The sequence below is a fragment of the Pseudomonadota bacterium genome (assembly GCA_023229365.1).
Taxonomy (GTDB): domain Bacteria; phylum Myxococcota_A; class Polyangia; order JAAYKL01; family JAAYKL01; genus JALNZK01.
On the sequence record JALNZK010000078.1, the window covers coordinates 1 to 24,506 of the forward strand.

18 protein-coding genes are annotated in these 24,506 nt (G+C 63.3%); 7 read left to right on the plus strand and 11 right to left on the minus strand.

The annotated features are described in order from the left end of the window. Positions 1-33: 33 nt before the first annotated feature. Genes M0R80_22300 through M0R80_22310 form a run of 3 tightly spaced genes read right to left on the minus strand, consistent with a single transcriptional unit; the run spans position 34 to position 2,075 of the window. Positions 34-1,161: a site-specific integrase gene (locus tag M0R80_22300; protein MCK9462366.1), complete on the minus strand. Its 1,128-nt coding sequence runs from the start codon at positions 1,159-1,161 to the stop codon at positions 34-36. Beyond that, on the minus strand, positions 1,148-1,747 hold the full coding sequence (locus M0R80_22305; GenBank protein ID MCK9462367.1) for a helix-turn-helix domain-containing protein: 600 nt from the start codon (positions 1,745-1,747) through the stop codon (positions 1,148-1,150). Before M0R80_22305 ends, M0R80_22300 begins: the two co-directional genes overlap by 14 nt. After that, a complete protein-coding gene (locus M0R80_22310) occupies positions 1,737-2,075 on the minus strand; it encodes a hypothetical protein (GenBank protein ID MCK9462368.1) in 339 nt (112 codons plus the stop codon). The genes M0R80_22305 and M0R80_22310 overlap by 11 nt, the downstream gene beginning before the upstream one ends. Positions 2,076-2,827: 752 nt before the next feature. Here M0R80_22310 and M0R80_22315 point away from each other — a divergent pair. The 3 genes from M0R80_22315 to M0R80_22325 all read left to right on the plus strand — a co-directional run bounded on the left by M0R80_22315 (position 2,828) and on the right by M0R80_22325 (position 6,843). After that, complete coding sequence (locus tag M0R80_22315; GenBank protein ID MCK9462369.1) at positions 2,828-3,502, plus strand: hypothetical protein; 675 nt, start codon at positions 2,828-2,830, stop codon at positions 3,500-3,502. 1,269 nt (positions 3,503-4,771) lie between these two features. Then, a complete protein-coding gene (locus M0R80_22320) occupies positions 4,772-6,523 on the plus strand; it encodes a hypothetical protein (protein MCK9462370.1) in 1,752 nt (583 codons plus the stop codon). Next, entirely contained in the window at positions 6,520-6,843 is a 324-nt protein-coding gene (locus tag M0R80_22325; protein MCK9462371.1) for a hypothetical protein, read from the plus strand. The genes M0R80_22320 and M0R80_22325 overlap by 4 nt, the downstream gene beginning before the upstream one ends. A gap of 21 nt (positions 6,844-6,864) precedes the next feature. On the opposite strand, the gene M0R80_22330 is transcribed toward M0R80_22325, so the two are convergent. The 4 genes from M0R80_22330 to M0R80_22345 all read right to left on the minus strand — a co-directional run bounded on the left by M0R80_22330 (position 6,865) and on the right by M0R80_22345 (position 10,701). Next, on the minus strand, positions 6,865-8,478 hold the full coding sequence (locus tag M0R80_22330; GenBank protein MCK9462372.1) for a caspase family protein: 1,614 nt from the start codon (positions 8,476-8,478) through the stop codon (positions 6,865-6,867). Positions 8,479-8,791: 313 nt separating this feature from the next. Then, on the minus strand, positions 8,792-9,367 hold the full coding sequence (locus M0R80_22335) for a hypothetical protein (protein ID MCK9462373.1): 576 nt from the start codon (positions 9,365-9,367) through the stop codon (positions 8,792-8,794). Positions 9,368-9,740: 373 nt separating this feature from the next. Beyond that, complete coding sequence (locus tag M0R80_22340; GenBank protein MCK9462374.1) at positions 9,741-9,956, minus strand: hypothetical protein; 216 nt, start codon at positions 9,954-9,956, stop codon at positions 9,741-9,743. A gap of 13 nt (positions 9,957-9,969) precedes the next feature. Beyond that, positions 9,970-10,701 carry a recombinase family protein gene (locus M0R80_22345; protein MCK9462375.1) on the minus strand — a complete coding sequence of 244 codons (732 nt, stop codon included), beginning with the start codon at positions 10,699-10,701 and terminating at the stop codon, positions 9,970-9,972. A 668-nt stretch (positions 10,702-11,369) separates the two neighbouring features. Here M0R80_22345 and M0R80_22350 point away from each other — a divergent pair. Continuing rightward, positions 11,370-11,729 (plus strand): hypothetical protein, encoded by a 360-nt coding sequence (locus M0R80_22350; GenBank protein ID MCK9462376.1) that lies wholly within the window; start codon positions 11,370-11,372, stop codon positions 11,727-11,729. A gap of 42 nt (positions 11,730-11,771) precedes the next feature. Here M0R80_22350 and M0R80_22355 read toward each other — a convergent pair whose 3' ends face one another. The 4 genes from M0R80_22355 to M0R80_22370 form a co-directional block, all read right to left on the minus strand. After that, complete coding sequence (locus M0R80_22355; GenBank protein MCK9462377.1) at positions 11,772-12,761, minus strand: restriction endonuclease; 990 nt, start codon at positions 12,759-12,761, stop codon at positions 11,772-11,774. Further along, positions 12,754-14,049: a hypothetical protein gene (locus tag M0R80_22360; GenBank protein ID MCK9462378.1), complete on the minus strand. Its 1,296-nt coding sequence runs from the start codon at positions 14,047-14,049 to the stop codon at positions 12,754-12,756. Before M0R80_22360 ends, M0R80_22355 begins: the two co-directional genes overlap by 8 nt. A 63-nt stretch (positions 14,050-14,112) precedes the next feature. Next, the gene (locus tag M0R80_22365) at positions 14,113-14,565 is read right to left on the minus strand and encodes a type II secretion system protein GspG (GenBank protein ID MCK9462379.1); all 453 of its coding nucleotides are present in this window, start codon (positions 14,563-14,565) and stop codon (positions 14,113-14,115) included. Between the two features lie 74 nt (positions 14,566-14,639). Further along, positions 14,640-14,858: a M48 family metallopeptidase gene (locus M0R80_22370; protein ID MCK9462380.1), complete on the minus strand. Its 219-nt coding sequence runs from the start codon at positions 14,856-14,858 to the stop codon at positions 14,640-14,642. Between the two features lie 84 nt (positions 14,859-14,942). Here M0R80_22370 and M0R80_22375 point away from each other — a divergent pair, with 84 nt between their 5' ends. Genes M0R80_22375 through M0R80_22385 form a run of 3 tightly spaced genes read left to right on the plus strand, consistent with a single transcriptional unit; the run spans position 14,943 to position 24,398 of the window. Continuing rightward, positions 14,943-20,099 carry a DEAD/DEAH box helicase gene (locus M0R80_22375; protein ID MCK9462381.1) on the plus strand — a complete coding sequence of 1,719 codons (5,157 nt, stop codon included), beginning with the start codon at positions 14,943-14,945 and terminating at the stop codon, positions 20,097-20,099. A gap of 1 nt (position 20,100) precedes the next feature. Continuing rightward, complete coding sequence (locus M0R80_22380; GenBank protein MCK9462382.1) at positions 20,101-22,926, plus strand: DEAD/DEAH box helicase; 2,826 nt, start codon at positions 20,101-20,103, stop codon at positions 22,924-22,926. Beyond that, positions 22,923-24,398, plus strand: coding sequence for a hypothetical protein (locus M0R80_22385; GenBank protein MCK9462383.1), 1,476 nt, complete (start codon positions 22,923-22,925; stop codon positions 24,396-24,398). Before M0R80_22380 ends, M0R80_22385 begins: the two co-directional genes overlap by 4 nt. Positions 24,399-24,506 lie beyond the last annotated feature (108 nt).

Here is a 24,506-nt window from a genome sequence, read left to right on the forward strand (position 1 = left end):
CGCCCTCGGGTTCCGGGTCCCCTTCTCCACGATCTACCTCGCCTCTTGCACGGGAGCCTCGGTGCTCTCGCTGAGTTCCGCCGCGATTCCCGCCTCGATCAACGCTAGCGCTGCGCGCAGGTCGGTGTTGTCGATGATGTTGTACCGCGTGAACACCTCACGGGTCCGGTGCCCGCTCATCTTCATCACGACGCTCTCGGCCCCACCACGCCGCCGCGTGTTCGTGATGAAGCTCCGCCGCAAGTCGTGAAACCAAAGTCCCGAGATCCCGGCGTCCTTGCACGCCTTCCGGAACTGCTTGCGGACGTCCACCCACCGGTCGCCGGTCTTCGGGTTCACGAACACGAACCCGCTCAGTGAGCGCGGAAGTGCCTCCACCTCGGCCTTGGCCCGCGCGGTCAGCAAGATGTCACGCGGCATCGCCGTCTTGGTGTCTTCGGCCTGCAACCGGATCACACCCTCTTTCAGATCGACCTGCCGCCATTCGAGCCCGAGGACCTCGTCGAGCCGCATTCCGGTGTCGTACGCGACGAGGAGGATCGGCTTGAAAACGGCATCGGCAGCAGCAACCAGGGCGGCAAACTGCTGCTCCGAAGCGACAACATCGCGGGTGTTGTTCTCTCTGAGCAGGCCGACTCCCTGTAGCGGGTTACGGTCGAGGTCGCCGCACTTGATCGCGTAGGTCATCAGCCTCTTGAGCAGAGCGACCTCGCGGTTGAGCGTGCCCACTGCTGGTGGTCCTCCCCTCACCGTCTTCTCTTCAAGTCGCGACGTGCGGTACTGATCCACGTCGCGCTGGGTCAACGTCTCACACCTCTTATCGCCAAGGTGGCGGACGAGATGCTTGGCGCGCCCTTCGTCGGTCTGCCACGATTCCTTCTCCAGTTCGGAGACTGGCGCGTACGTCTTCCACGCGCCCGCGACAGTGAGCGACCGCACCTTGGGCCGGTCGAAGAACCGGCCCTCGAAGGCGTCCGCCATCAACTTATCCCGCACCTTTTTCGCGAGGTCCAAACTCGGGATGTCGCTCACCTGTTTGGGCTTGTGCGTCCCGTCCGGCATGGGGAGTCGAACGTTCACCCTCCAGTACATCCGTCCCTTCTTGCAGTAACTCGAAATACTCTTCTCCTTCTTCGGCTGCGTCGTTCTAGCGCCTGTCATTATTAGCCTCCTTCCCCTGTGGCAAGCAGGCGCTGTCCCTAAAAGGTAGGTCGTGATCCTCCGTGGTCAACCGGCTCTCCGAGAGTGCCTTGTCGATCTCAATGGCCCGATACCGCAGGAGGCGAGAGCCGATACGGTAGGCGGGCACCTGGCGGCGCTCGGTGCGTTTGATGAGCGCGTCGGGCGAGGAGAGCCCCATGTACGTGGCGGCCTCCTCCGGGCTCATCAGTGGCCCCACAGGGCGCGACGGAACGGGGCGCGAACCCGACGCGAGTTCCCCGAGGGTCAGCTGGCGACACCGCACCAGGAAGGCGTCCAGCTCTTGCAGCCCGAATCGGATGCTCCTGCCGAAACGTCGACCGGGCAGGATGCCGCGTCTCCAGAAATCCCGGACGGAGCGCTCTTGCATCGCGAGGTACCCTGCGACGGCGGGAACGTCGAGCCAGGGCCCGCTTCCAGCAGGATACGGCGCAGAATCGCCTCTGGCGGATCCGCACTTCACCTCACCCCGATGGCTCTCCGTGCCGGGGGTCTTCTTCCGGAAGCGCAGTTCTGCATCAAGAACGACTGAGGCTCTATTCGGCATGACGAGCCTCCGTCTCCCGGCGAAACTGGCGCATCGCCACCTCGCGGTCCGTGAGGTAGAGATCCAGCATGTCGCGCCGGAAACGACGAGAACGCCGAGGTCCGTAGACCGGGATCGCGTCAGCCGAAACGAGGCATCTGAGGTAGGAAATCGAGAGCCCGCAGTAGGCCGCCGCGGCTCTGTAGCCCATCCACGGGTTTGACGTCGCGGGCGTCGCCGACGAATCGGGCGACTGCTGCTGTGTTCCGATGTTCTCGGACGTGCCTTGGTCGCTGAGGAGGGCTGGTTGATCTGTGGGGACGGCTTGAAGGTGTTCGAGGTTCGTCATTGTCCACCACCGTCGCCATCGCGGTCACCAGACCGTGCTCTCCGGAAAAAGACTGCGCGTCGAAGCCCGTGGCGGGAATCGGCTCCGGCCTCGGCCTGCGCGTTGGTAGCTCGGGTGCTTTCGTCCAAGCCGACACCGAACGCGACGTTCGACGTGGGCCTCGTCCAGGATGACGAGCCGGCGATGAGGAACCCTGAGAGTCTCGTGGTCATCGCCCCTGAAATGGGTAGCTCCCGCAGGTCGGGGGGCTGTCGGTACATTTCGATCATCGGAACTCCTGTTGTTGGTGCAGCGCTTCTTGCTGCGGGCTAAATACGAAACCAGACGCCTGTAGACCGCGGGCTGACCTTCCCCAGGTGGCCCGACTTCGCTCCTTTCTTCCTTTCTGCCTTGCAGAACGTTCATACTTCCAACTCGTAGAATACAATAAAAAAATGTCCGGTGCAATTCATCTTGGCACTGCTCGATTTTTTTTCCAATGCCATCATGTGAACCCGCAGAATAACTAATCTTTCTTAAAAAAAGACCACCTCTTGTATATATGCCAGCCTGGCGCAACTATCGGATTTTGTTGGTTATTGTTACTGTTTCTCCTTGCGCCCGCTGTATTTTAGCGCTATGTCGTTTTTTGCGAGGTGATCACATGAGACACGGGCCGAGAGTCGGACCGAGTAGATGCGGGCAGCATTCCTACAACAGGCACCCGCACGGCACTTTCAATACTGGCCAGTGCCCAACGCGAGGAGGAACTCATGATGCCCCTTGACCGAGTCATAGACTGTCCTCTGCCCCATGATTCCGAAGAAGGTTCAACTCATCCTATGACCTGGATTCGAACACCCAAAAACGGTGGCATGCCATTTCTAAGCGACGATTCTCGGCGGCGTCATGAACATAAAAGTCTCCGCCTTGCCGAACTCCGCGGCATCATCGACCTGTTCCACTCTCTCGGAGCGCGCCATCCATGGCAATGGTGGTGCACCGTAACGTTCAGGAAAAAACTTTCCGCGGAAGCAGCGGACAAGGAATTTAAAAAGTTCCTCCGCCGCCTCCTCAAAGCGGCCTTTCCGGGTCCAATGCGTAGGCGAGGTGCCAACCTTCTCGTATTCCGTTTTATTATCTATAGCTCAGAAATTGGGGGCCGTTTGCACTATCATTTTTTCATCGGCAATCTCCCCCCGTTCTTGGTTAACAACCCGAAATTATGGGAAAAAAAATGGCGCACCACTCGTGGAATGGCGTGCTTCAAGCACTACGATCCGACGAAAATGGCGGAGGAGTACGCGCTCAATGACGCCTATCATTCGCGTCATCATGAGTATTGGCCGCGCATGATGGACTCGGACAGGTTCGACATCCCCGCCTACCCGCGGGGTATCGGCACGCTTTGCCGCGGCGCAAGGAAGCGTGACGGCTACATGAACTAGGGGAGACGGTCCCCGGCTCGGAGATAACGCCTCAACCGTTCCGCACATCCCTTCAGTGAAGGGACGAACAGTGCGGAGAGGACGACAGCTGGAACCCGCAGGACGTATTTCATATACGTCCTTGAATTCGGCGCTATCGCTCGAATTCGGCGCTATCGCTCGGGATGAGCGAGATAGATGTGAGAAAGGGAAAGGTTGAGGGAATCGTACCCATGCCAACCATGATCCATGGTCAAGGAGCGGCTTCGTGGTCGCCTACAAGGACGAGAGCGCGGACCTCATCTCCAACCCTGGGTCAACCCGGGTCGCAACGGTGCCCACGTACCCGGCAAGAACGACCATCTCGGACCCCTGCATGGAGAAGGTCGGTCCCAAGGCCGGCCCGACTCGTCGCGAGAGGGATCACCCCCCCTCCCTGGCTGCCCTGCTCTCGCACACGTCGAACCTGTGGCCCCCTTGCTGGCGCAAGGATCGACAACCTCCGAGACCGCCTGGCAGTCCACCTGCCGCCCTTCCACGGCGAAGGAATATCTTTCCCCCTGGAGATCACTGGCATGCCCTGTGGGTGCCCTGGGGCTACTCCTCGACGGGCCTGTCACCTACCCTCAGGGCATGAGGGTTTACGCAGGGGTCATCGCCCTGGTTGTCCTACTGCACGTTGTAGGCTGCGACGCTCCCGTATGGTCCCGAACCCTCCCTCCAGGGGATTCAACAGAAGATGGGTTCCAACACTTGACATCAACCCCCTGTGAAGGTTCGCCGCCAACCACAGCGTGTGGTTATGTCAAGGAGCCTTCCAATGGGTTGGTTCCTCCCCTTGACTTTCAAACTATTTGAAGGTTCGCCACAACCATACCGTATGGTTATATCAAGAGGGGTTAAGTCCTTACAGATCCTTAGAAAACAATGTTAGGAGCCCGAAAAACACGGCATATAAAACCCCTATAAAATAGTAACCATCGACCTAACCAGCCAGGTGGGTTGGGTCAAGAGGTTCTGAGAAGGCTTGATCCATCCCGTTTCAAAGGTTTGAACGTTCAGGTTCGAAGGTTCAGCGCTCAACCCCCGTACACGACCGCCCATGCAGCGCCGTCGTAGTGGATGATGAGCACGCCACCGCCCAGATCGCCCGCGGCGCAGCCGTCGTCGGGCGTCGCGCTCGACGCCGCACAAGAGCAGGGGTACTATCGATCCGCTCAGACAACTCGTTGAACGGCACCGCTTGTACTTCACTGGCGAGGCCGGCGGAGCGACTCGGAGCGGGGCGAGATGGGCGACGCGCCGGACAAGCACAAGCTGTTCTGTCCCTCCTGCAAGCAGCGACTCGCGGTGGAGACCCACGACCTGAGCGGGCGCGTGGCCTGCCCGCGGTGCCGCGCGTCGTACGCGCTCGGCGAGCTGATCTCCGAGCGGACCACGCTGGACGCCGTGCCCCAGGGGGCGGAGGCGACGATCCCAGCACCGACCTCGAAGTACAAGCTCCCGTGCCCGAAGTGCGGCCAGAAACTCGCGGTCGAGACCGATGACCTCGCCGCTCGCATCCAGTGCCCGCGCTGCCGGACCGCGCTGCCGCTCTCGGAGCTGATCTCGCAGCGAACGACCATCGACGCCGTACCCCAGCCGGAGGCGGTAACGACCGCCGCGAGCGTTGCGGGCGTCGGGGAACCTCGACCTCCAGCGCCAACGCCGGTCTCCGCAGCGACTCCCGGCTCGGCACTGCTTCCTCCCGTGAACCCGACCGCCGCGACGATGATCGCGTACCCTCCACACGACAAACCGGCGGCTTCGGTCGGGGTCGTGCCTGGTCCACCGCAGCAGGTCATCCCCGCGCCGCAGCCATCTCTGAACACCGCAGGGGACGCGCTCGCCGCTCCCCAAAGCAGCCCGGCAGACACGAGCAACGACTCGGCCGCCGCCCGTGGCGCAGCCTTCGACGCAGCCAAGCGCGGTGTGGTGGCAACCGCCAAGGTGACAGGGAGCTTCCTTCGTTTTCTCTACCGCGTGCTTCGAATCCTCTACCGAGTCGCGCTGTGGATCGACACCCACGCACACGGTCACCGGGCCATGCTCCTGACGATCTGCCTGACGGTCGCCGCCTCCTGCAACCTGTTCGTCGAGGAGAAGGCCGCCGAGTTGACCGCCGTGATCCTGTTCTTCGCGCTGACCGTTTCCTTCGCGGTCGGCCGGTTCTTCAGTTGGGAGAGCGAGGATCAGGACAACACGAACTGGAACCGTGGGCGCGCTTGGGAGTCGCTCAAGGACCTCGGTGGTCGCGCGCTCGGGATCTTCCGGACGATCTGGGATTCGGTGAGGACGCTCGTCTCGCCGGGGAAGAAGAACGCAGCCCGTCAGCGCGCCGAGGCCGTTGCCAACCTTCTCGGCCTGGTAGGTCCTCCGGCCTACCTCCTCGGCTGGATCACCGACTCCTGGCTCACCGGGTTCGCGGCTTTCGTGCTGCTCGGTTCGATCCTCGCCCGTGTCCTGCGATCCATCTTCTCGTTCTTCGGCCCGCGTCTGAGGGTGTCGGTGCGAGACACCGGGGCGCTTGCACCTGTGCTCGACTGCGTGCGGGACACGGAGGGTGCACGCGCACGGGCGAGAGCGTCCGGAAACCAAGGGATCGAGGAACTCGTCGAGGCGCTGTGCGAGTGGAACCCGCGACGACAGGACAGCGAGGCCGGCTACCAGCGGTCCCTGGCTCGTCACCTCGCGCGGAACGTGTCGATGGAGGTGTCGCTGGAGTACACGCACCGCTACGAGGACAAGCACTGCCGGTTCGACATCCTGCTCGGCGAGTCCGTGGTGGTCGAGATGAAGTACGACCTGGAGAGGGCTGGCGACCGGGACCGTGCGGCAGGCCAGGTACGCCGGTACGCCTACGCCTGGAAAAATGGTCCGATCCTACTCGTCGTGTGCGAAACCAGCGCCTCGTTCTCCGGTTCTTTGATCGCCGAGGAGATCCGCGCGCTGCACGCGCAGGGAATGCCCGTGTTCGCGGTGGCGGCGGGGCGACGGACATGAGCGAACCGCGCTGGCCCGATTCGATGCCGGAGCAGATAACCTTTGTGCGCGACCTCGTGCTCACGAAGCGCACGGGGTGGACCGCCGAGACCGTCGCCCGCTCGTTCAAGTACCGCCGCGCCGGGTCCGCCGAGTCGGGTGCTCGACCTCTTCGTCGCGCTGGGCCTGGTCGTGCGCTACAAGAAGAACGGCCAGCGCATGTGGAAGGCGGCGGGGAGGACGTAACCAACAGTCAAATGGACTGGATGGGGATGGGGATGGGCCTGGCCGCTGGTTTCGTGGGTGGATTCGGCATCGGCCGAAGCGCGCAGATGACGTAGCAGTGAAATACCAGCCTTGGTTCACTTTTTAGAAGTTTGGAGTACGAGTGTTTTACCAATCGACATGTGGCGGGCTTTCGTACACTCGACAACAAATGAAACGAACTGAGCGAAGAGAGTCTCCCACTCTGATTGAATCCAAGGTATAGGTTCGACGGGAATAGCCTTGAATATTCTCATTGAAAAGCTATCGGTATCCCAGCTGTCCGACATGCTTTTTGTTGCAACGCTAGTGGCGAAGTAGGCCGCAAGGTATAGTCCGTGCGCCCAAGGAAGTATCGCAGTTGTGCAGTTGCAAAATGGGTAGTCCCGCGACGCGGGTCTGTATTCGATACTTGTAACTGAATTGGGCCAGCCTTTCTTGTCTACGATTTCAGATAGTTCCTGTTCTTGGTACGGCACGCTCACCTTGCGTTTGGTCCTAGTTTTCGAACCAAACATGCCTAGCCCGCCCAATCCCCAATTAGGTTCTTCAGTGGTTTCCCATTCATCTTTATGCCGCGTCACCTCTTTATAGATGAACTCGCAGTCCACGAGGTTAGCGATCTGTGAGTTCTTGATGTAGCGAGCCAGAGAGTCGTTTAAAATACATTCTTTTAATACTGCCTTTTTCGCAACTAGCTTGTGTCCTCTAGGTAGTTCGTTGCACGCATATTTTGTTGCCGTCTCGAACGAGACCTCACACAGTTTCGTTGCAATTTCCAGCCGAGTCTTGTCACTTTGATAAATAAAATTCGATACAGGCGGATCTTTCTCGGCGATTTCTGCCAGTTCCTTTAAAAAACCCGGTGTTGCTGCCGGAGAAGGAGCGAGTTTGTCTGGTTCGCTCGTGACGATCTTCGCTACACTTGGAGATGGTGCTGTCGCCCCCGGGCCGCCGACAAGACAAAACTCCAGACGACCAGCCTGGTCGCCTCTGAAGACCGGCGTCTGTTCTAGCCCACGTTTTGTTGTAAGATCGATAGTTTTATCCAATACGTACATTTTTAGATCATCCAAAGTGACATATTTGCCATCAGATGATGCATGACCAGAAAGACCCCGAATCAGGAAGTACGAAAAGACGCCATGTCCAATTTCGGCAAGCTCATGTGAGTACTGGTTCTCCTTGCAGGCAGCAAGGGACGCCCATCCCTCTGCATTCACCGCGAGGTGCTCAAGCGACACCGGTGTTACCAACCCGCGTCGTGCAAACCGACCAGAGTGGCAAGCATCGAAGATGCGAACCTTGAATTTTGCCTTGGATTGTTTGAAATACGAGTTGAGTTTCTGAATAGAGATCGAGGAGTCGGCAACAATATTAGCTCTGTATTCAGAGGTTAGAAAGTAACTATCGGAGTCATCTCTTGTCCCGTGACCGGCGAAGAAAAACAGTACGAGATCATCTTCGCTCGCAAGTCGACATGCTTGTTCTACGGCCGAAAGGATATCACTGTAGCTAGGACGATGCGCGTCTTTATGCGAACCGTCAGAGAAGAGAACAACGTTCGACGCATCGAACTGAGCGTACGACAGCAGAGCATCATACAGAGACTCCGCGTCGTTAGCGCAGTACTGTAGGTTGCCTAAGCCAGAGTCAGTGTCATAGTTGTTCACTCCGACCACAACAGCATGCCGCTTCCCTACCGTTGGCATTTTTTTCTCCTGGAAGAAGATTTCAGGAACACATTTTATCCTACATAGAAACGGATATCATCACAGATTCAGCGTTGGACAAGTCGCAAACAGCAGCTGCAAAGATAGAAAAACGAGAAGGCGACGAAGTGAACAGAACGGGATGGGGCGTACGGGGTCACCAGGGTGCGTGACCACCGGTCGGCGAGAGCCGCAAGAGGGGGTGGGATTCCCGGCCGGGAGCTGAGAGAGCGGGAGGCTTCGGCGGCAACAAACGGGTGGAAGCCCATCTTGGCGAGGTGCTCACCGGAGCGATGGGAGGGGCCAGGCAGCCTCACAGTCGCACGGGGAGCATCATCACGATCCAGGTGTCGTCCCAGCACTCGGGCGGCGGGAAGTCGTGCGGGGCCATGGCCGGCGTGCCGTCCCCGTCTTCGAGTCCGCTGCATTCGAGCGACTCCACGGAGACCTCGACGGCATTGTGCTCACCCCTCGTCGGTCGGGCCGTCGCGTACGGTCCGGGGCGGCCGGCAAGCCACTCTTCAGCCGCATCGGAGACGGCCTGTCTGACGCACTCGTCGACCGCAGCGTCCGCCGCCGTGGAGGAGAGCATGGTCGCGGAGTCGAGCCGGCCGTCGCCGGTGATGATGAGGCGGACTTCGACGGTCCCGCCGTGCGCTCCAGCGCAGGCGCAGGCTTCGGCCAGGTGGCGTCGGACGGCGACGTACACGCCGGTCCAGGCCCAGCCGGTGGGGTCGAGGTAGCAGTGGTCTACCACTCCAGGGACGACGACCGGGACCCTCGGGGTTTCCGCTGGCAGGGCCGGCCCGCACGCGCTCGTCGCGCACGCGACCAGGGAGATGATGCTCGACATGCCGTGCGCCGGTGGGGCCATCGAGAGCGTGGACACCGCGGGCCAGCACCTGTTCCCGCCACGCGACGGCGCAACGGTCGAAAGAGCCACAGCTCTCTACGTATCGAAAGAGCAGGCACCCAGATCATTGTGGTCCAGGGTATGCGGCCCAAGCCCTACTGCGATCTCTTCTCCCCTAAAGGGTAGCGGTATCCATACTCAACTGTACCGGTATTAGGGTACCACTTTTCCGGTACCGATCCAGATGCGCCCTCGGGGGTCGTGGATCTAGAAACCCGGTGGTTGCTGGGTTTCCCGAGGCTCGGACCTTGGATCAAGGCAGCCTCATCTATATGGACAGCATCGAGCAGGGCAGCTCCTCGCGTTCATTCCCCTGGTACACAGGATTTTCTGATCGACGAGTGAGCTTCTAGGAGTGCTTGCCTGGGGCTGATCCGGCCCCGCGATACCGATCCTCTAGGATGGCCAACCCTTCGAGAAGCGCGAGCCTGAGCACGGCCGAGCGGGAGATCCGCACAGCACGGTACTCCGGTGCTTTCGAGACGAGCTTCACGAGCTTGTCGGCGCGGTTGTTGATCTCCGCAGCCTTGGCGATCCTCAGGGTGATCGACTGATCCTGGACCATCTGGCGTACTCCCTCAGGCGGCGGTGCTGTCGCCGCCGGCAGCGAGCCTCTCCTCTTCAGCGACGCGGAGGAGGATATGGCGAACCGACGTGATGTGCCACCGCGATCCACGCGCCCGGACGCCGCGGGTGTTGAGCAGCTCTGTGATCTGTTTCAGGGTCTTCCCGTGCCTTCGCTCCCAAGTGATGTCGTCGATCACTGCCTGTTCCTCGAAGCACATCTCCAAGCGAACTCCGTCCGCCGCGAGCTTCGAGCCGAAGGGGATCTGGCCGACCCTCTCGCCCCGTGCCTTCTTCACCCCGAGCGCCGCGCGGGTCCGCGCGCGGATCAACTGCCTCTCGTAGTCCGCAAACGCCGCGATCATGTTCCGCATGAGCTGCGCTTCCGGTGTGGCTCCGTTCCCGTTGCCGTCGGCGGACGTGATCGCCGCCCCGTTCCTCTCCGCGAGCCTCTCGACCATCGCGGAGATGATCACGTCACGGGCGATCCTGTCCCGCTTGGCCACGAGGAGCACGCCTGCCTGCTCCCGCTTTAGCGCGTCGAGCGCTGTCAGGAGTCCCAGGCGCTTCTCCAGAGGGGCCGCGCCAGAGACCCCGAGGTCGGAGAACACCGCGATCAGAGTCGCCCCATGGCGCTCACACCAGCTCTGGAGTGCGCGACGTTGGGCATCGGGACCGAGATGCTGCTCCTCGGTCGACGCCCGGACATAGCCGACGACGCGCTCCGGTGAATATGTTCTTTTCATGTTCTTAATGTAAGACATGATCGCGTTTATGCAACCTGCAAAAACAGGCTCTGGTCGGTGGTTGTTCGTCCCGGGACGCTGATCGCCATGGTGAGGGCGCTGATCGCGGTGCCGACGATCCCGATCAGGTCGGCGATCTGCGATCAGATCAAAACCTGATCGCGGAGATCGGACGATCACCTCCGCGATCTGATCGAGGCGGCAGCGCACGATCCCGGGCCCGATCTGGTCCTCGATCCGGGACCACGATCCTTTTTCGCTCCGGATCAGAATCTCGGGGTTTTCTCCTCTTTCATACCCAGCAATATTTGGGTCCCCTTCGGGGGATCGTGGCCCGAAGAATATTTTGGGTCCCATCCCGCGAACCCGCGCCGTTGCTGGCTGAGACGCGCGTCATGAGATCTCGGAAATCGCCCGAAAAACAGAGGCTCGGTTTTTCATCACGAAGGTAGGCCATCACGTCTCATCGCGGGGTGTTGGCGTAGCGAGTTCCGCCGCTCTACTTGACCCGCGGAAACCGAGAGCTACATTTTAGGGGTTGAAGACGTGCCTGGCCCGGGCAACCGCTGTAGTAGCGGGTCTTCGCGAGTGAGCGAAGCTCACACATCAAGGCATGGCATGGACGGGCGAGTGTAGTGGTGTGCCCTGCGCACACCAAGGAGGATGCCATGTCTTTTAGCACGAGAGTCCTTTCCACTGACTGCCCTTCTTACCTGGACGCCGCTGCGCGCGAAGCGCGTTGCGACTTCAAAGACGGTTACGCTTCCGTGGGGTACCGTTTGCTCTGGGAGCTGCTCAACATCCTGGAAACGGAGGAGGAAGACGATGTAGTGCGCTGGGCGTACACCTTCCTCACCAACGCCGGGGTTGACGAGATCTGGCAGTGGCTGCGGACCGCCGTCCCTCTCATGATGACGCTAGTTCCGTCTCGGCGGAAGGCGTCATTCCTAAGCGGCTTCGGCGACGCGATGATGGATTCGAGGAGGGAATCCCCGCAGGTCTGGAACGCCATGGTCGTCAGCCTCTAACACGGTCTACTGCGTATCTCCCGCACTGCCTCGAACGCTAGCTCATCCCACCGGCCAGTAGATTCGCTTCAGCGGCACCAGCGCCCGTGCCTCGGCGTCGAGGTGCTCGTAGTGCTCGGTGAGGAGGAGGACGAGGGCGTCGAGATCGACGAGGGTGACCGGGACGGTGGCGCGCTCGGCTTCGTAGTTGGCTTCCTTCGAGAAGCCGCCGGTGCTGATGTAGAGCCCCTTGTCGCCCTGGCGCAGCGCGCCGATGAAACTGCGGATCTCCGGCGCACCCATCGCGCCCTTCCGGTGCTTCACCTCGACGCGGATGCGCGGCTGCTCCAGACCGAGACCGTCCGGCGAGGCGACGATGTCCTTGCCGAGATCCGAGCCGGGGTTGGAGACGAGCGTCTTGTAGCCCATCGCCCGCAGTATCCCGGCGACCAGATCCTGCATGTCGTCCCAGCCGAGCGCCTTGACCTTGTCCTTGATGAACTCGTGGGCGCTGCCGATCATCTCGGCCTTGAGGATGTCGAGATCGTTGTGCGCGTCAGGCTCCGCCACCGGCGGCGCGACGCCCTTGAGCACGCTCTGGATCTCGGCCACGACGGTGTCGTTCAGAAGGAATAGCGCCAACGTGCTTCCGAGCGTGTTCCTCGTCTCCACCGTGAGGTCGTCGCGGCTGACCTTGCCGACCCACTTCACGTCGCGGACGTTGGGGTGGTCGGGCACGCGGTCCGGCTGGTAGCGGTGCGGGCCGGCGATCTTGCCGACGAGGTACACGCGGGTGTCGCTGTCGTAGGTGATGACGTTGTCGCCCTCGGCGAGGTCGAAGACGAACCGCGCGATCATCCCGAACTGGACCCCGCGCTGCGCCTTGCTTAGCTCCGGAGCCGCCTCGTCGTGACGGCGTCCGAGATCCTCTCGCGTCGTGATCCCAGAGATGTCGCCCATACCCGCCCAGCCGAGGGCGACGCAGCCCTTCTTTTCGAACTCCTCGAACACGTAGCTGCCGCGTCCGGCGCGGACCATCCAGGTGTTAGACATCAGATTCCTCTTTCCGCACGCGGCGCACTGCCTGTGGTTGAAGGAGATCTACAAAATGCCGGTAGATACCGGCTACCTTCTCCGCCACGATCTCGGGCGTCCACGGCTGGGGAAAGATAGACGATGACAGTGTCCACCCCGAGCCGTTGTTGTTGTCCACGAAGGGTTCGAGCTTGGTACCGAGAAGCTTCTCAAGCGGATCTTTCTCGCCCGCAACGAGACCTTGAAGCTCCGCAACCCGCGATCTTCTGTCCTGTCTGCCGATCATCCACCAACGAATAGAAACCTGCCCATCGTCGACGCCGTCTTCGGTATCTTCAAGCGAAACATTCAGTTGGCATGTTCCCACGGAGTCCAACGTCATTTGGCTTTTCACAACACAGCCATCTTGACGGTCGAAGAGGGTCAGTCGTCCTTCCTCGATGAGGTCATTCAGGTTCTCGTCGAGGAAAGACACCGCCCCATACATGATGGTTTCTTCTCTGCGGGCGCGGACACGGCGTGCCTTCTCGACCGCCTGCTCGACCTTCTTCGGGCTGTCCACCAGGATCTCCACTTTGGGTTCCGTGTCGCCGTGCCTGATGTGGAACGTCACGGCCGTGCGGGTGACGATCTCAGTTTCAACGGCGGTGTTCTGAAAGAACAGGATGCCGTTATTATTGTCGTCGCTCACGTAGGGCCGCAGCTCGACAACGCTGAAACCGAACGACAGCGCGCTCTGGCTCGCCACGCCTTCGACCAGTTCGCGCAGGCCCGGTGGTTCCCGGTCGCAGGCGATGACGAGGTGGATCTCTCCGTTGCGGAAGCGGCGCAACAGCGTCTTGGCCAACTCCTGCGGGTCTTCCTCGTCGGGGAAGAGCAGCTCGGCGAGTGCGGGCCACGAGGCCACCGCGTCCGGCGAAGACTGGAACAGCCGCAGCAGCTCCTCGGGCTTGAGCGCGGCGAACGAGGCAGCGTAGTCCACGACCTGGGCGATGACGTGGCGCTCGCGAAGCTCCGGGTTGTTGTACCGCTTCACCTCCACGATCACCGCGTGACCGCTCGCGGTGAGGAACACGAGGTCCGGGCGGATGTTCCGCCCCTGCGGCGTCACGAACGCGAGCTGCGAGAACGGCACGAAGGGTCCGTAGATGCCGGTGCTGCGCGATTCGAGGCCGAGCAGTTCGGGCCGCTCGGCGATGAGCCGTTCGAGAAACTTCTCATCCTTCCCTTCGGCGGCCAGGGTCGTGGGCTTCCACCGCTGGTGCTCGGCGTTCTCGCGCCACAGGTACACGGTCGGTTCAGGCATCGATCACCTCCACGGCGTGGACCATCCAGGTGGTGTTTCTTGTATCCGACATCGTCGCCTCCTTCAGAACGAGTTCTTCTCGCAGTGGATCGGCTCCCCACCCTGGCCGTCCGGGCCAACGGAGTAGACGTCCGGCCCCTGGCCTGTACAGTCGATGACGTAGTCTTGATCCCACGGGTCCCGCATGCCCCTGGCGGCGTCGAGGTAGCCGTCCTTTAGATCCTCCAGCGACGGGCACTTGCGCGGGTGTTCCGCCATGTACAACTGCACCGCGCTATTGATGGTACACGCGCCGATGCGGGCATCCTTCTCTCTCGCCTCACCGAAACGGCCCAAGACGACAGGGCCGGCGAGCAGTACCGTGAGCAGGACTCCGACCCCGATGCCCACAGCGCCGGTGATGATCCCCGCTTGCACGAAGCCCTTGCGCGGATCCTTCTTCGCCCTCGCCTGAACCCCGAGGAGCAACGCGATCAGCGAGAGCAGCGCCCCGAGCACGGGAACCCAGGACAACACCAAGCCGATGATGCCGAGGATCAATGCAGCCAACGCCATGTTTCACCCCCAATCCTTCACCCTGTTGCGGTCGCTCACCACTCCACCCCAGCCCCGAAGCCCCGCAGCGCTGCGCGTCTCTCCTCGTAGTCGGGCATCACCTGCCCGAGCAGTGCCCAGAATTTGGCGTCGTGGTTCTTGTGCGCCAAGTGTACCAGCTCGTGGGCGACGACGTAATCGACAAGCCGCATGGGGGCCTGGACGATGCACCAGTTGAAGCGGAGCCTGCGGGATCCAGTTGACCCACCCCGCATCGTTCGGCGTAGTATGTCGATACTCGGTAAGTTTCGAAATCGAGAGTCACGCTTCGGCCAGTGGACCATGAGGGGAGGCCGCCTGTGGATGTCTTCGATCTCCGAAAACACGTCATCCAGGAGTACGCGGACTACATCCGCAGCTTCATCGTGATCGGCGACGAGCGCATCGAGCGTCTCGTCGATGATGAGCTACGGCGCGGCGTGCTGTGGCCCGAACCCCTCATCCAGCTCAACCCTGCGTTCGAGCCGGGAGCACCACTCGGGGATCTCGTCGCCCAGGGAGCGCTCCACCCCGAGTGCCTGAAGGTCTTCCGCGACAAGCCGTCCCAGGACTCGGATCGCGGGCTCCTCAGCCTGCACCGCCACCAGGTCGAAGCCATCCACGCGGCGCGCTCCGGCGAGAACTACGTCCTCACGACCGGCACCGGCTCCGGCAAGAGCCTCGCGTATATCGTGCCCATCGTGGATCACGTTCTGCGCAACGGCAGCGGCAAGGGTATCCAGGCCATCGTCGTCTACCCCATGAACGCGCTCGCGAACTCACAGCTCGGCGAGCTGAAAAAGTTCCTGTGCAACGGGTACCCAGGCGGCAAGCCACCGGTCACGTTCCGCAGGTACACCGGCCAGGAGTCGGACGAGGATCGCAACGACATCATCGCAAACCCGCCCGACATCCTGCTCACCAACTACGTCATGCTGGAGCTGGTGCTCACCCGGCCACGCGAGCAACGACTGGTGAGTGCGGCCAAGGATCTGCGCTTCCTGGTGCTCGACGAGCTGCACACCTACCGGGGCCGCCAGGGCTCAGATGTAGCGATGCTCGTGCGCCGTGTACGCGACGCCTGCGAGGCGAAGAGCCTTCTGCACGTCGGCACCTCGGCGACCCTCGCGGGCGGCGGAACGTGGGAGGAACAACGGGCGGCTGTGGCAGAGACCGCGAGCCGCCTGTTCGGCTCAAAGGTCAGGCCCGAGCGCGTGATCGGCGAGACCCTGCGCCGCATGACGCCCCTGCGCGACATCGGCGACGCCGGGTTCGTCCGGGATCTGCGCGAGGAGCTGGACCGGTCTGGCAGCATCCCTCCGGAGACCCGGGAGTCATTCCTCGCTTCCCCGCTCTCATCTTGGATCGAGTCCACGCTCGGGCTCGCTGACGAACCCGGCACCGGCCGTCTCGTGCGCTCGAAGCCCATGCCGATCACAGGACCCGAGGGCGCGGCGCAGAAGGTCGCAAGCCTGACCGGGTTGCCGGCGGACAAGTGCGAGCGGGAGATCGGACGACACCTCCTCGCCGGCTACAACTTCCGGGACGAGCACGAGCGGCCGATCTTCGCCTTCCGGCTGCACCAATTCGTCTCCAAGGGCGAGTCGGTTTACGCCTCTTTGGAGCCCGAGGGCGAGCGCCACGTCACGCTCCAGCCGCAGAAGTACGTCCCGGGCAGCGACCGTGCCCGACAGCTCTTCCCGGTCGTGTTCTGCCGAGAGTGCGGGCAGGAGTATTACCTGGTCCGGCGACACAAGACCGAGGACGGTGGCTTCCACTACAAGCCGAGGGAGCTGTCCGATCAGACCGATGAAGGGGGCGAGCCCGGCTTCCTACACATCGACACCGAGAACCCCTGGCCCGAGGTCGGTGCGTCCTTCGAACTTCTCCCGGACAGCTGGATCGAGATCGTCGATGGGAAGAAGCGTGTGCGCAAGGCGCGCCGCGACCGCCTGCCCCTACCGGTCTTCGTCTCGCCGACCGGGGTTGAGGGCAAGGGCGACCTGCGGGCGCATTACACGAGATCTCCGTTCATCTTCTGCATGAAGTGCAAGGTCACCTACAGCGCGCACCAGAAGTCCGACTTCGGCAAGCTCGCCACGCTCGGATCCGAAGGGCGCAGCACGGCGACCACGGTCCTCACGCTTTCCAACATTCGACGCCTTCGCAAGGATGAAACCCTGGAGCCGCGGGCGCGCAAGCTCCTCAGCTTCACGGACAACCGGCAGGACGCCTCGCTCCAGGCCGGGCACTTTAACGACTTCGTACACATCGCGCTCCTGCGCTCTGCCCTGCTGCGGGCCGTCGTTGCCGCCGGTTCCGAGGGGCTCCGGCACGACGTGCTCGCCCGGCGTGTATTCGAGGCGCTGGATCTCCCGCTCGAACAGTTCGCGGTGAACCCCCAGGTCGAGTACCTCCAGCTCGAAGAGACGCAGCGCGCGTTCCGACGCATGCTCGGCTACTACCTCTACCTGGACCTCCGTCGCGGTTGGCGCATCACATCGCCCAACCTGGAGCAGTGCGGGCTCCTCGACATCGACTACCTGTCGCTGGACGCACTGTGCGCGGACACGCCCAAGTGGCGGGACCTGCACGCCGTGCTCGCGACCGCGACCCCGGCCGAGCGCCGGAACGCCGGCAAGGTGCTGCTCGACTTCATGCGTCGCGAGCTGGCGATCCGCGTGGACGTGCTCGACGCGGCCGAGCAGGAGAGCATCCAGCTCCAGTCGAGCCAGTACCTGATCTCGCCGTGGGCGCTCGACGAGAACGACCCGATGCAGACGAGCCGGATTGCGTTCCCCACGTCGCAGGGCGCGAACCGAGGGCACGTCTACATCTCGCCGCGCGGCGGCTTCGCTCAGTTCCTCAAGCGGTCGGACACGTTCCAGGGGTGGACCGGCGGGACGATCAAGGATGCCGACGTGGAGATGATCCTCCGCCAGATCTTCGACAACCTGAGCATCGCCGGGCTCGTCCATCGCGTCGATGGGCGCGACAAGGAGGACGGCCCCGGCTACCAGCTCAACGCCTCGGGACTCGTCTGGCGCGCGGGCACTGGAGAGTTTGGGTTCCACGATCCGATCCGCGTGCCCAACCAGCCCGAGGGCGGCCACCGCACGAACCCGTTCTTCGTCGGCTTCTATCGAGAAGACACGGCGGATCTGAAGGGCATCGAGGCGCACGAGCACACGGCCCAGGTGCAGGCTCAGGATCGCGAGGAGCGCGAGGGGCTCTTCAAGGAGGGTACTCTTCCGGTCCTCTTCTGCTCCCCGACCATGGAGCTGGGTGTGGACATCGCGCAGCTCAACGTCGTCAACATGCGCAACGTGCCACCCACGCCAGCAAACTACGCCCAGCGCAGCGGCCGGGCGGGCCGCAGCGGGCAGCCGGCGTTCGTCTACACTTACTGCTCTGCGGGAAGTCCCCACGACCAGTATTTCTTCAAGCGGCCGGACAGGATGGTGGCCGGGGCCGTGTCCACGCCGCGTCTCGATCTCGCGAACGAGGACCTCCTGCGGGCCCACGTTCACGCCATTTGGCTCGCAGAGTCCGGGCTCGATCTGAAAAGCTCCCTCGCCGACATCCTGGACGTGGAAGGCGAGAACCCGACGCTGGAACTGCTGCCCAACGTGGACTCTGCGCTCAACGACGCCCGGGCCAGGGAGCGGGCCAAGACGCACGCCAGAGAGTCCCTGCGCGAGGCAGTGGCTGCCCTCGTGGGCGACGCCAAGGTGGACGAATGGGTGAGCGGCGTGCTCGATCAGCTCCCGCGCTCGTTCAAGTCGGCCTGCGCCAGGTGGCAGGGTCTCTACCGTAGCGCCAAGGATCAGTACGACCGGCAGTCCCGCGTGGCGACAGATGCGTCGCGGACGCAGTACGACAGAGAGCAAGCGCGCAACCTGCGCAAGGAAGCGGAGCGTCAGATCGACCTGCTCCTGGAGCGCAACACGAAGACGCTTTCGGACTTTTACTCGTACCGCTACTTCGCGAGCGAGGGCTTCCTGCCGGGATACAGCTTCCCGAGGCTGCCGCTCTCGGCCTACCTACCGGGGCGGCGGCGCGGACGCGGCGATGAGGAGTTCCTATCGCGACCGAGGTTCCTCGCCATCTCCGAGTTCGGGCCGCGCGCATTCGTCTACCACGAGGGGTCGCGGTTCGTGATCAACAAGGTCATCCTGCCCGTGGACTCCGGCGACGGGATCACTCGCAGCGCGATCCAGTGCCGCGAGTGCGGCTACCTCCACCCGCTGACGGGCGCACCGGGTCCCGATCTCTGCGAGCGGTGCCGGGCCAAGCTACCGGCGGCGATGGACAACCTGTTCTGCATGCAAAACGTCTCGACCCGGCGCAGGGACCGCATCAGCTCGGACGAAGAGGAGCGTTTCCGCCTCGGCTACGAGATCAAGACCGGCGTGCGCTTCGAACCCCGCGACGGGATGCCCTCGGAGCAGACGGCCGTTCTGCGTAGCGCCTCGGGAGAGCCGCTCGCCGCGCTGACATACGGGCATGCGGCCACCATCTGGCGTCTCAATCTCGGGTGGAGGAAGCGCCAGGAGAAGGAGCAGCACGGCTACGTGCTCGATCTGGAGCGCGGGTACTGGTCCAAATCGCAGGCGACAGAGGAGGACCCGGACGACCCAATGAGCGGACGCACGACCCGCGTCATCCCGTACGTGGAGGATCATCGCAACTGCCTGCTCGTCGAGCCCGCGGGCGGTCTGAAACTCGGCCCGATGGCGTCACTCCAGGCCGCGCTCAAGTCCGCGATACAGGTGGAGCACGATCTGGAGGACAACGAGCTAGCCGCCGAACCGCTGCCCGATACAGCAAATCGAAAAACGATCCTTCTGTTCGAAGCGTCCGAGGGAGGTGCGGGTGTTCTCCGGCGCTTCGTCGAAGATCCTCGCGCCCTGCCGGCTGTGGCGCGTCGCGCCCTCAAGAACTCGCACTTCGATCCCGATACCGGCCACAACCTGGGCCATGCACTAGGTGCCCGGGAGGACTGCGAGGCGGCGTGCTACGACTGCCTGCTCTCCTACTACAACCAGCGCGATCACGACTTCCTCGACCGCAAGGGTCTGCCGCCGATCCTCGGCGCGTGGATGGACGGCCACGTCGAAACCTCGCCCTCGTCCCGTACTCGGGACGAGCACGTCGAGCGCCTGTTGCGGCTGTGCGACTCGGAGCTGGAGAAGAAGTTCGTGAGGCTCCTCGACGAGCGCCGCTTGAAGCTCCCGTCCGATGCGCAGGTGCACATCGAGGAGTGCAAGGCGAGGGCCGACTTCATCTACAGTGCCGAGAACGTGATCATCTTCATCGACGGCCCGCACCACGACGAAGCTCACCAGCAGGCCAAGGACAGGGAGCAACAGGCTGCACTGGAGAATGCGGGGTACCTCATCCTCCGGCTCCGCTACGACGAGAACTGGGACTCCAAGATCCGCGACAACGCGACGCTGTTCGGGAAGGCACGCTGACATGGCGTTTTCCGTCGGATCCCTGGTTCACGTCCGCGGCCGGGATTGGGTCGTGCTCCCCGAGTCGACGCAGCACGAAGAGCTGCTCGTCCTGCGACCGCTCGGCGGGACCGACGACGAGATCGCCGGGATCTACCTTCCGCTGGAGACGCCTGTTTCGGCGGATTTTCCACTTCCCGATCCAAACGCGGAGATGGGCAACCACCGTTCGTGCGCGCTCCTGCGCGATGCGGTAAGGCTGGGGTTCCGCTCCGGGGCCGGGCCGTTCCGGTCGCTCTCGCGCATTGCCGTCGAGCCTCGACCATACCAGCTCCTGCCGCTCCTCATGGCCCTGCGCCAGGACACGGTGCGCCTTCTCATCGCCGACGACGTCGGCATCGGCAAGACCGTCGAGGCGTGCCTCATCGCTCGCGAGCTGCTCGACCGGGGAGAGATTCGGCGCATCGCGGTGCTCTGCCCGCCGCACCTCGCGGAGCAGTGGCAGAGAGCGCTCACCGATCAGTTCCACATCGACGCGGCACTCGTGCTCCCGAGCACGGCCGCCCGGCTGGAGCGCGACTGCGGCCCGGGTGAGTCGCTGTTCGACCGCCACGCGCACGTCGTCGTCTCCACCGACTACATCAAAGCCGAGAAGCGCAGGCACGAGTTCCTCCGGGCCTGCCCGGAGTTCGTGATCGTGGATGAAGCCCACGGCTGCGCCGCTCCCGTGGGACCGGGTCGGTACCGCCAGCAACGTCATGACCTTCTGGAGGGGCTCTCCCGCGACGAAGATCGCCACCTGGTGCTCGTCACAGCCACGCCCCACAGTGGCAACGAAGCGGCGTTCCGCTCCCTGCTCGGGCTTCTCAGCCCGAAGTTCCACGAACTCCCGGAGGATCTATCGGGAGACTCGAACCGCAAGGTGCGTGAGGAGCTAGCCCGCTACTTCGTACAGCGCCGCCGTGCCGACCTCCAGGAGTACATGGGCACCGAGACGCCATTCCCGACGCAGGAGGCGGCCGAGGACAGCTACACGCTCAAACCCGAGTACCGGAAGCTGTTCGACAAGTTCCTCACGTACTGCCGCGAGCGTGTGGCCGAGCCGGGCGCGAGCGCGCACCGCCAGCGGGTGAAGTGGTGGTCGGCGCTCGCCATGCTCCGCGCCTTGGGCTCCAGTCCGGCCGCCGCCGCTGCGACTTTGATCAACCGCGCCGTCGCCGCCGACACCGAGACGCTCGAAGAGGCAGATGCCGTGGGCGGGCGTGCCGTGCTCGATATGGACGAAGAGGCTACTGAGGGGATCGACGTCGTTCCTGGTTCCCAGGTTGACGAGGATGAGGCGTCGACCGACCGCAAGCGGCTCCTTGCCTTGATGACGGAGGTCGTCGATCTCGCGGGTGATCAGGACGCCAAGCTCGTACATGCCACCAAGCTCGTGAAGGAGCTGATTGATGATGGCTTTGCGCCGATCCTGTTCTGCCGGTTCATCCCCACGGCTGAGTACGTGGCGAACCACCTCCGCCAAAAGCTGAAGGGCGTCGCCGTGCAAGCGGTCACCGGCAAGCTGACACCCGAGGAGCGCGAAGAGCGCGTCGCCGACCTAGCCGGGAACGAAAAGCGCGTGCTCGTATGCACCGACTGCCTGTCCGAAGGGATCAACCTCCAGGAGAGCTTCGACGCGGTGATGCACTACGACCTGTCGTGGAACCCGACGCGCCACGAGCAGCGCGAGGGCCGCGTGGATCGCTACGGTCAGCCGAACCCGGTCGTGCGGACGATCACGTTCTACGGACAGGACAACCCGGTGGACGGCTTCGTGCTCGACGTGCTCCTGCGCAAGCACAAGCGTATCCGTTCGCAGCTCGGCATCACCGTGCCCGTGCCTATGGATACCAGTGTCATCGTGGAGGCGATCTTCCAAGGGCTGCTGCTCAGGAAGAAGGCGGAGCCGCAGCAGCTCCTCCTCGACTTCGCCGAGGATCCGGCCCGCAAGCAGATGGACATTCAGTGGGATGCGGTCGCGGAGCGCGAGAAGAAGACCCGGAACCTGTTCGCGCAGCACCAGATGCAGAAGGCCGTGAGCGAGGACCTGGTTGTGGAGCTGGCCGAAGCGCGGCGCGCGCTGGGGAGCGGCAAGGACGTGGAAAGCTTCGCGGCCGAGGTGCTCGGAAGCTACGGGGCTGCGATCTCGAAGAAGAAGAACGTCCACACCGTGGGGCTCAAGGGCGCACCGGCCGTGCTGCGGGACGCCGTGGGCGAGGACGAGGAGCTGACGATCTGCTTCGGGCCGCCCGTGCCCAAGGGCGCGAAGCTGGTCACCCGCACCCATCCGGTGATCGAGGGGCTCTCGGCGCTGGTGCTGGAGAGCGCGCTCGACGCGGCGATTGCCGGGCCTGCCCGACGCTGTGGCGTCATCCGTACGGACGCGGTTTTGAAACGGACCACCGTGCTGCTCCTGCGCCTGCGCTTCCACCTCATCGCCGAGGGCGGCGCAGATCCGATCCTTGCCGAAGATCTCGTTTTGGTCGGTTTCGAAGGCAGCCCTGAGCAGGCGACATGGCTCCCAGAGAGCGCGGTACTCCCGCTGCTCGACGCCGAGCCCGGAGCCAACGTCCCGGTGGAACCGGCCCGCGAGCAGCTTGAGCGGCTCATGGAGGCGGTGCCCACACTTCGGCCGCACCTACACAAGGTCGCCGAGGAGCGGGGGCGCGAGCTGCTCATCGCCCACAAGCGGGTGCGCGGCGCGGCGCGGATCAGCATGCGCGGCATCAAGGTCGAGCCGCACCTGCCGGTCGACCTGCTAGGCGCATTTGTCTACCTGCCCGTGCCCAAGGGAGGCGCGTCGTGAGGCGGGGGCGCAGCGTGTTCTCCTGCGTCCAAACCGAGGGCGGACTTCTCCCGTCGGGTCTTCTCGAACGGATTGCGGCGGGCGACAAGGACCTGCCCGGCCTTACGGCTGCGGACTACCACTTGGTCGGCACAGAAACGTTCGGTGAAGCGGTGAGCCGCGCCTGGAGCCGCCTTGTGGTCGCGTGGAAAGCGTTCGTCGAGGCCAGGGACAAGCTTCCCGAGTCCGACCTCGGAACCCCCACAACACGGGAGAAGTGGCTCCTGCCACTCTTCCAAGAACTGGGCTACGGGCGGCTCACCCTGGCTAAGGCCGTGGAGTTGGAGCGGCGCACGTTCGCGATCTCCCACTTCTGGAAGAACTCGCCGATCCACATGCTGGGCTTCGGAATCAAGCTCGAAGATCGGCTGAAAGGCGTAGTCGGGGCGGCGAAGGCCACACCCCATGGGCTCGTGCAGGAGTTCCTCAATCGTTCGGACGACCACCTGTGGGCGTTCGTCACGAACGGCTACGTGCTGCGCATCTTGCGAGACAACCGCAGCCTCACACGGCAGGCCTACGTGGAGTTCGACCTCCAGGCGATCATGGAGGGCGACCAGTACGCCGAGTTCGCGCTCCTGTGGATGATCTGCCACGAGAGCCGGGTCGAGGCCGACAAGCCGGAGGAGTGCTGGCTGGAGAAGTGGTTCCAGCATTCCAAGGACGAGGGCGTGCGCGCCCTCGACAAGCTTCGGGAGAGCGTCAAGATCGCCATCGAGCGGCTCGGCTCTGGGCTCCTACGCCACCGCTCGAATGCGGAGCTGCGCGATGCCTTGGCACGCGGCGACCTCGCGGCCCAGGACTATTACCGGCAGCTTCTCCGTCTCGTGTACCGCCTCATCTTCCTGTTCGCAGCCGAGGAGCGCGGGGCGCTATTGGAACCCCTTCCCGAACAAGATGCACCTGATCGGGCCTTAAAAGAAGTGGCGCAGAAGCGGTACCTCGACTGGTACTCCACGTTCCGGCTCCGCAGGCTGGCCGAGCGGCGGCGCGGCGGCCCGCACCCGGACCTGTGGCAGGGGCTCAAGCTCGTCATGTCGAAACTCCGCGAAGGCTGCGCGGACCTGGGCCTCCCCGCGCTAGGCAGTTTCCTGTGGACCGACGAGGCGGCCCCCTGGCCGCTGCGCTCCGAGATCGCGAATGAGGACCTGCTCGCCGCAGTGCGCGCCCTGTGCTCCACCCGCGACGCCGGGGTGACCCAGACCGTCAACTGGCGGCTCGTTGGCGCGGCCGAGCTGGGCAGTATCTACGAGTCGCTCCTGGAGTTGCACCCGCGCATCGAGAAGGAAGCGGCTCGGTTCGATCTGGGAACCGCCGCCGGGCACGAACGCAAGACCACGGGCAGCTATTACACGCCGTCGTCGCTCGTGGACTGCCTGCTCGACTCGGCGCTCGACCCGGTGCTCGCCCAGGCGGCGAAGGTAACTGTTTAGCGGGATGATAGCACAGCCGACAGCGAGATCACGGCCGGAAGATGCTCGGCGGCGGCGCGCCGGACATGTGCGCGGCGACGGCCCGCGTGATGAAGTCGCCGAGGTCGA

Bases quoted from the DNA above. Each gene is read 5' to 3' on its own strand.
- M0R80_22300 (MCK9462366.1), bottom strand. From the start codon at position 1,161: ATGACAGGCGCTAGAACGACGCAGCCGAAGAAGGAGAAGAGTATTTCG.
- M0R80_22305 (MCK9462367.1), bottom strand. From the start codon at position 1,747: ATGCCGAATAGAGCCTCAGTCGTTCTTGATGCAGAACTGCGCTTCCGG.
- M0R80_22310 (MCK9462368.1), bottom strand. From the start codon at position 2,075: ATGACGAACCTCGAACACCTTCAAGCCGTCCCCACAGATCAACCAGCC.
- M0R80_22315 (MCK9462369.1), top strand. From the start codon at position 2,828: ATGATGCCCCTTGACCGAGTCATAGACTGTCCTCTGCCCCATGATTCC.
- M0R80_22320 (MCK9462370.1), top strand. From the start codon at position 4,772: ATGGGCGACGCGCCGGACAAGCACAAGCTGTTCTGTCCCTCCTGCAAG.
- M0R80_22325 (MCK9462371.1), top strand. From the start codon at position 6,520: ATGAGCGAACCGCGCTGGCCCGATTCGATGCCGGAGCAGATAACCTTT.
- M0R80_22330 (MCK9462372.1), bottom strand. From the start codon at position 8,478: ATGCCAACGGTAGGGAAGCGGCATGCTGTTGTGGTCGGAGTGAACAAC.
- M0R80_22340 (MCK9462374.1), bottom strand. From the start codon at position 9,956: ATGGTCCAGGATCAGTCGATCACCCTGAGGATCGCCAAGGCTGCGGAG.
- M0R80_22345 (MCK9462375.1), bottom strand. From the start codon at position 10,701: ATGAAAAGAACATATTCACCGGAGCGCGTCGTCGGCTATGTCCGGGCG.
- M0R80_22350 (MCK9462376.1), top strand. From the start codon at position 11,370: ATGTCTTTTAGCACGAGAGTCCTTTCCACTGACTGCCCTTCTTACCTG.
- M0R80_22355 (MCK9462377.1), bottom strand. From the start codon at position 12,761: ATGTCTAACACCTGGATGGTCCGCGCCGGACGCGGCAGCTACGTGTTC.
- M0R80_22360 (MCK9462378.1), bottom strand. From the start codon at position 14,049: ATGCCTGAACCGACCGTGTACCTGTGGCGCGAGAACGCCGAGCACCAG.
- M0R80_22370 (MCK9462380.1), bottom strand. From the start codon at position 14,858: ATGCGGGGTGGGTCAACTGGATCCCGCAGGCTCCGCTTCAACTGGTGC.
- M0R80_22380 (MCK9462382.1), top strand. From the start codon at position 20,101: ATGGCGTTTTCCGTCGGATCCCTGGTTCACGTCCGCGGCCGGGATTGG.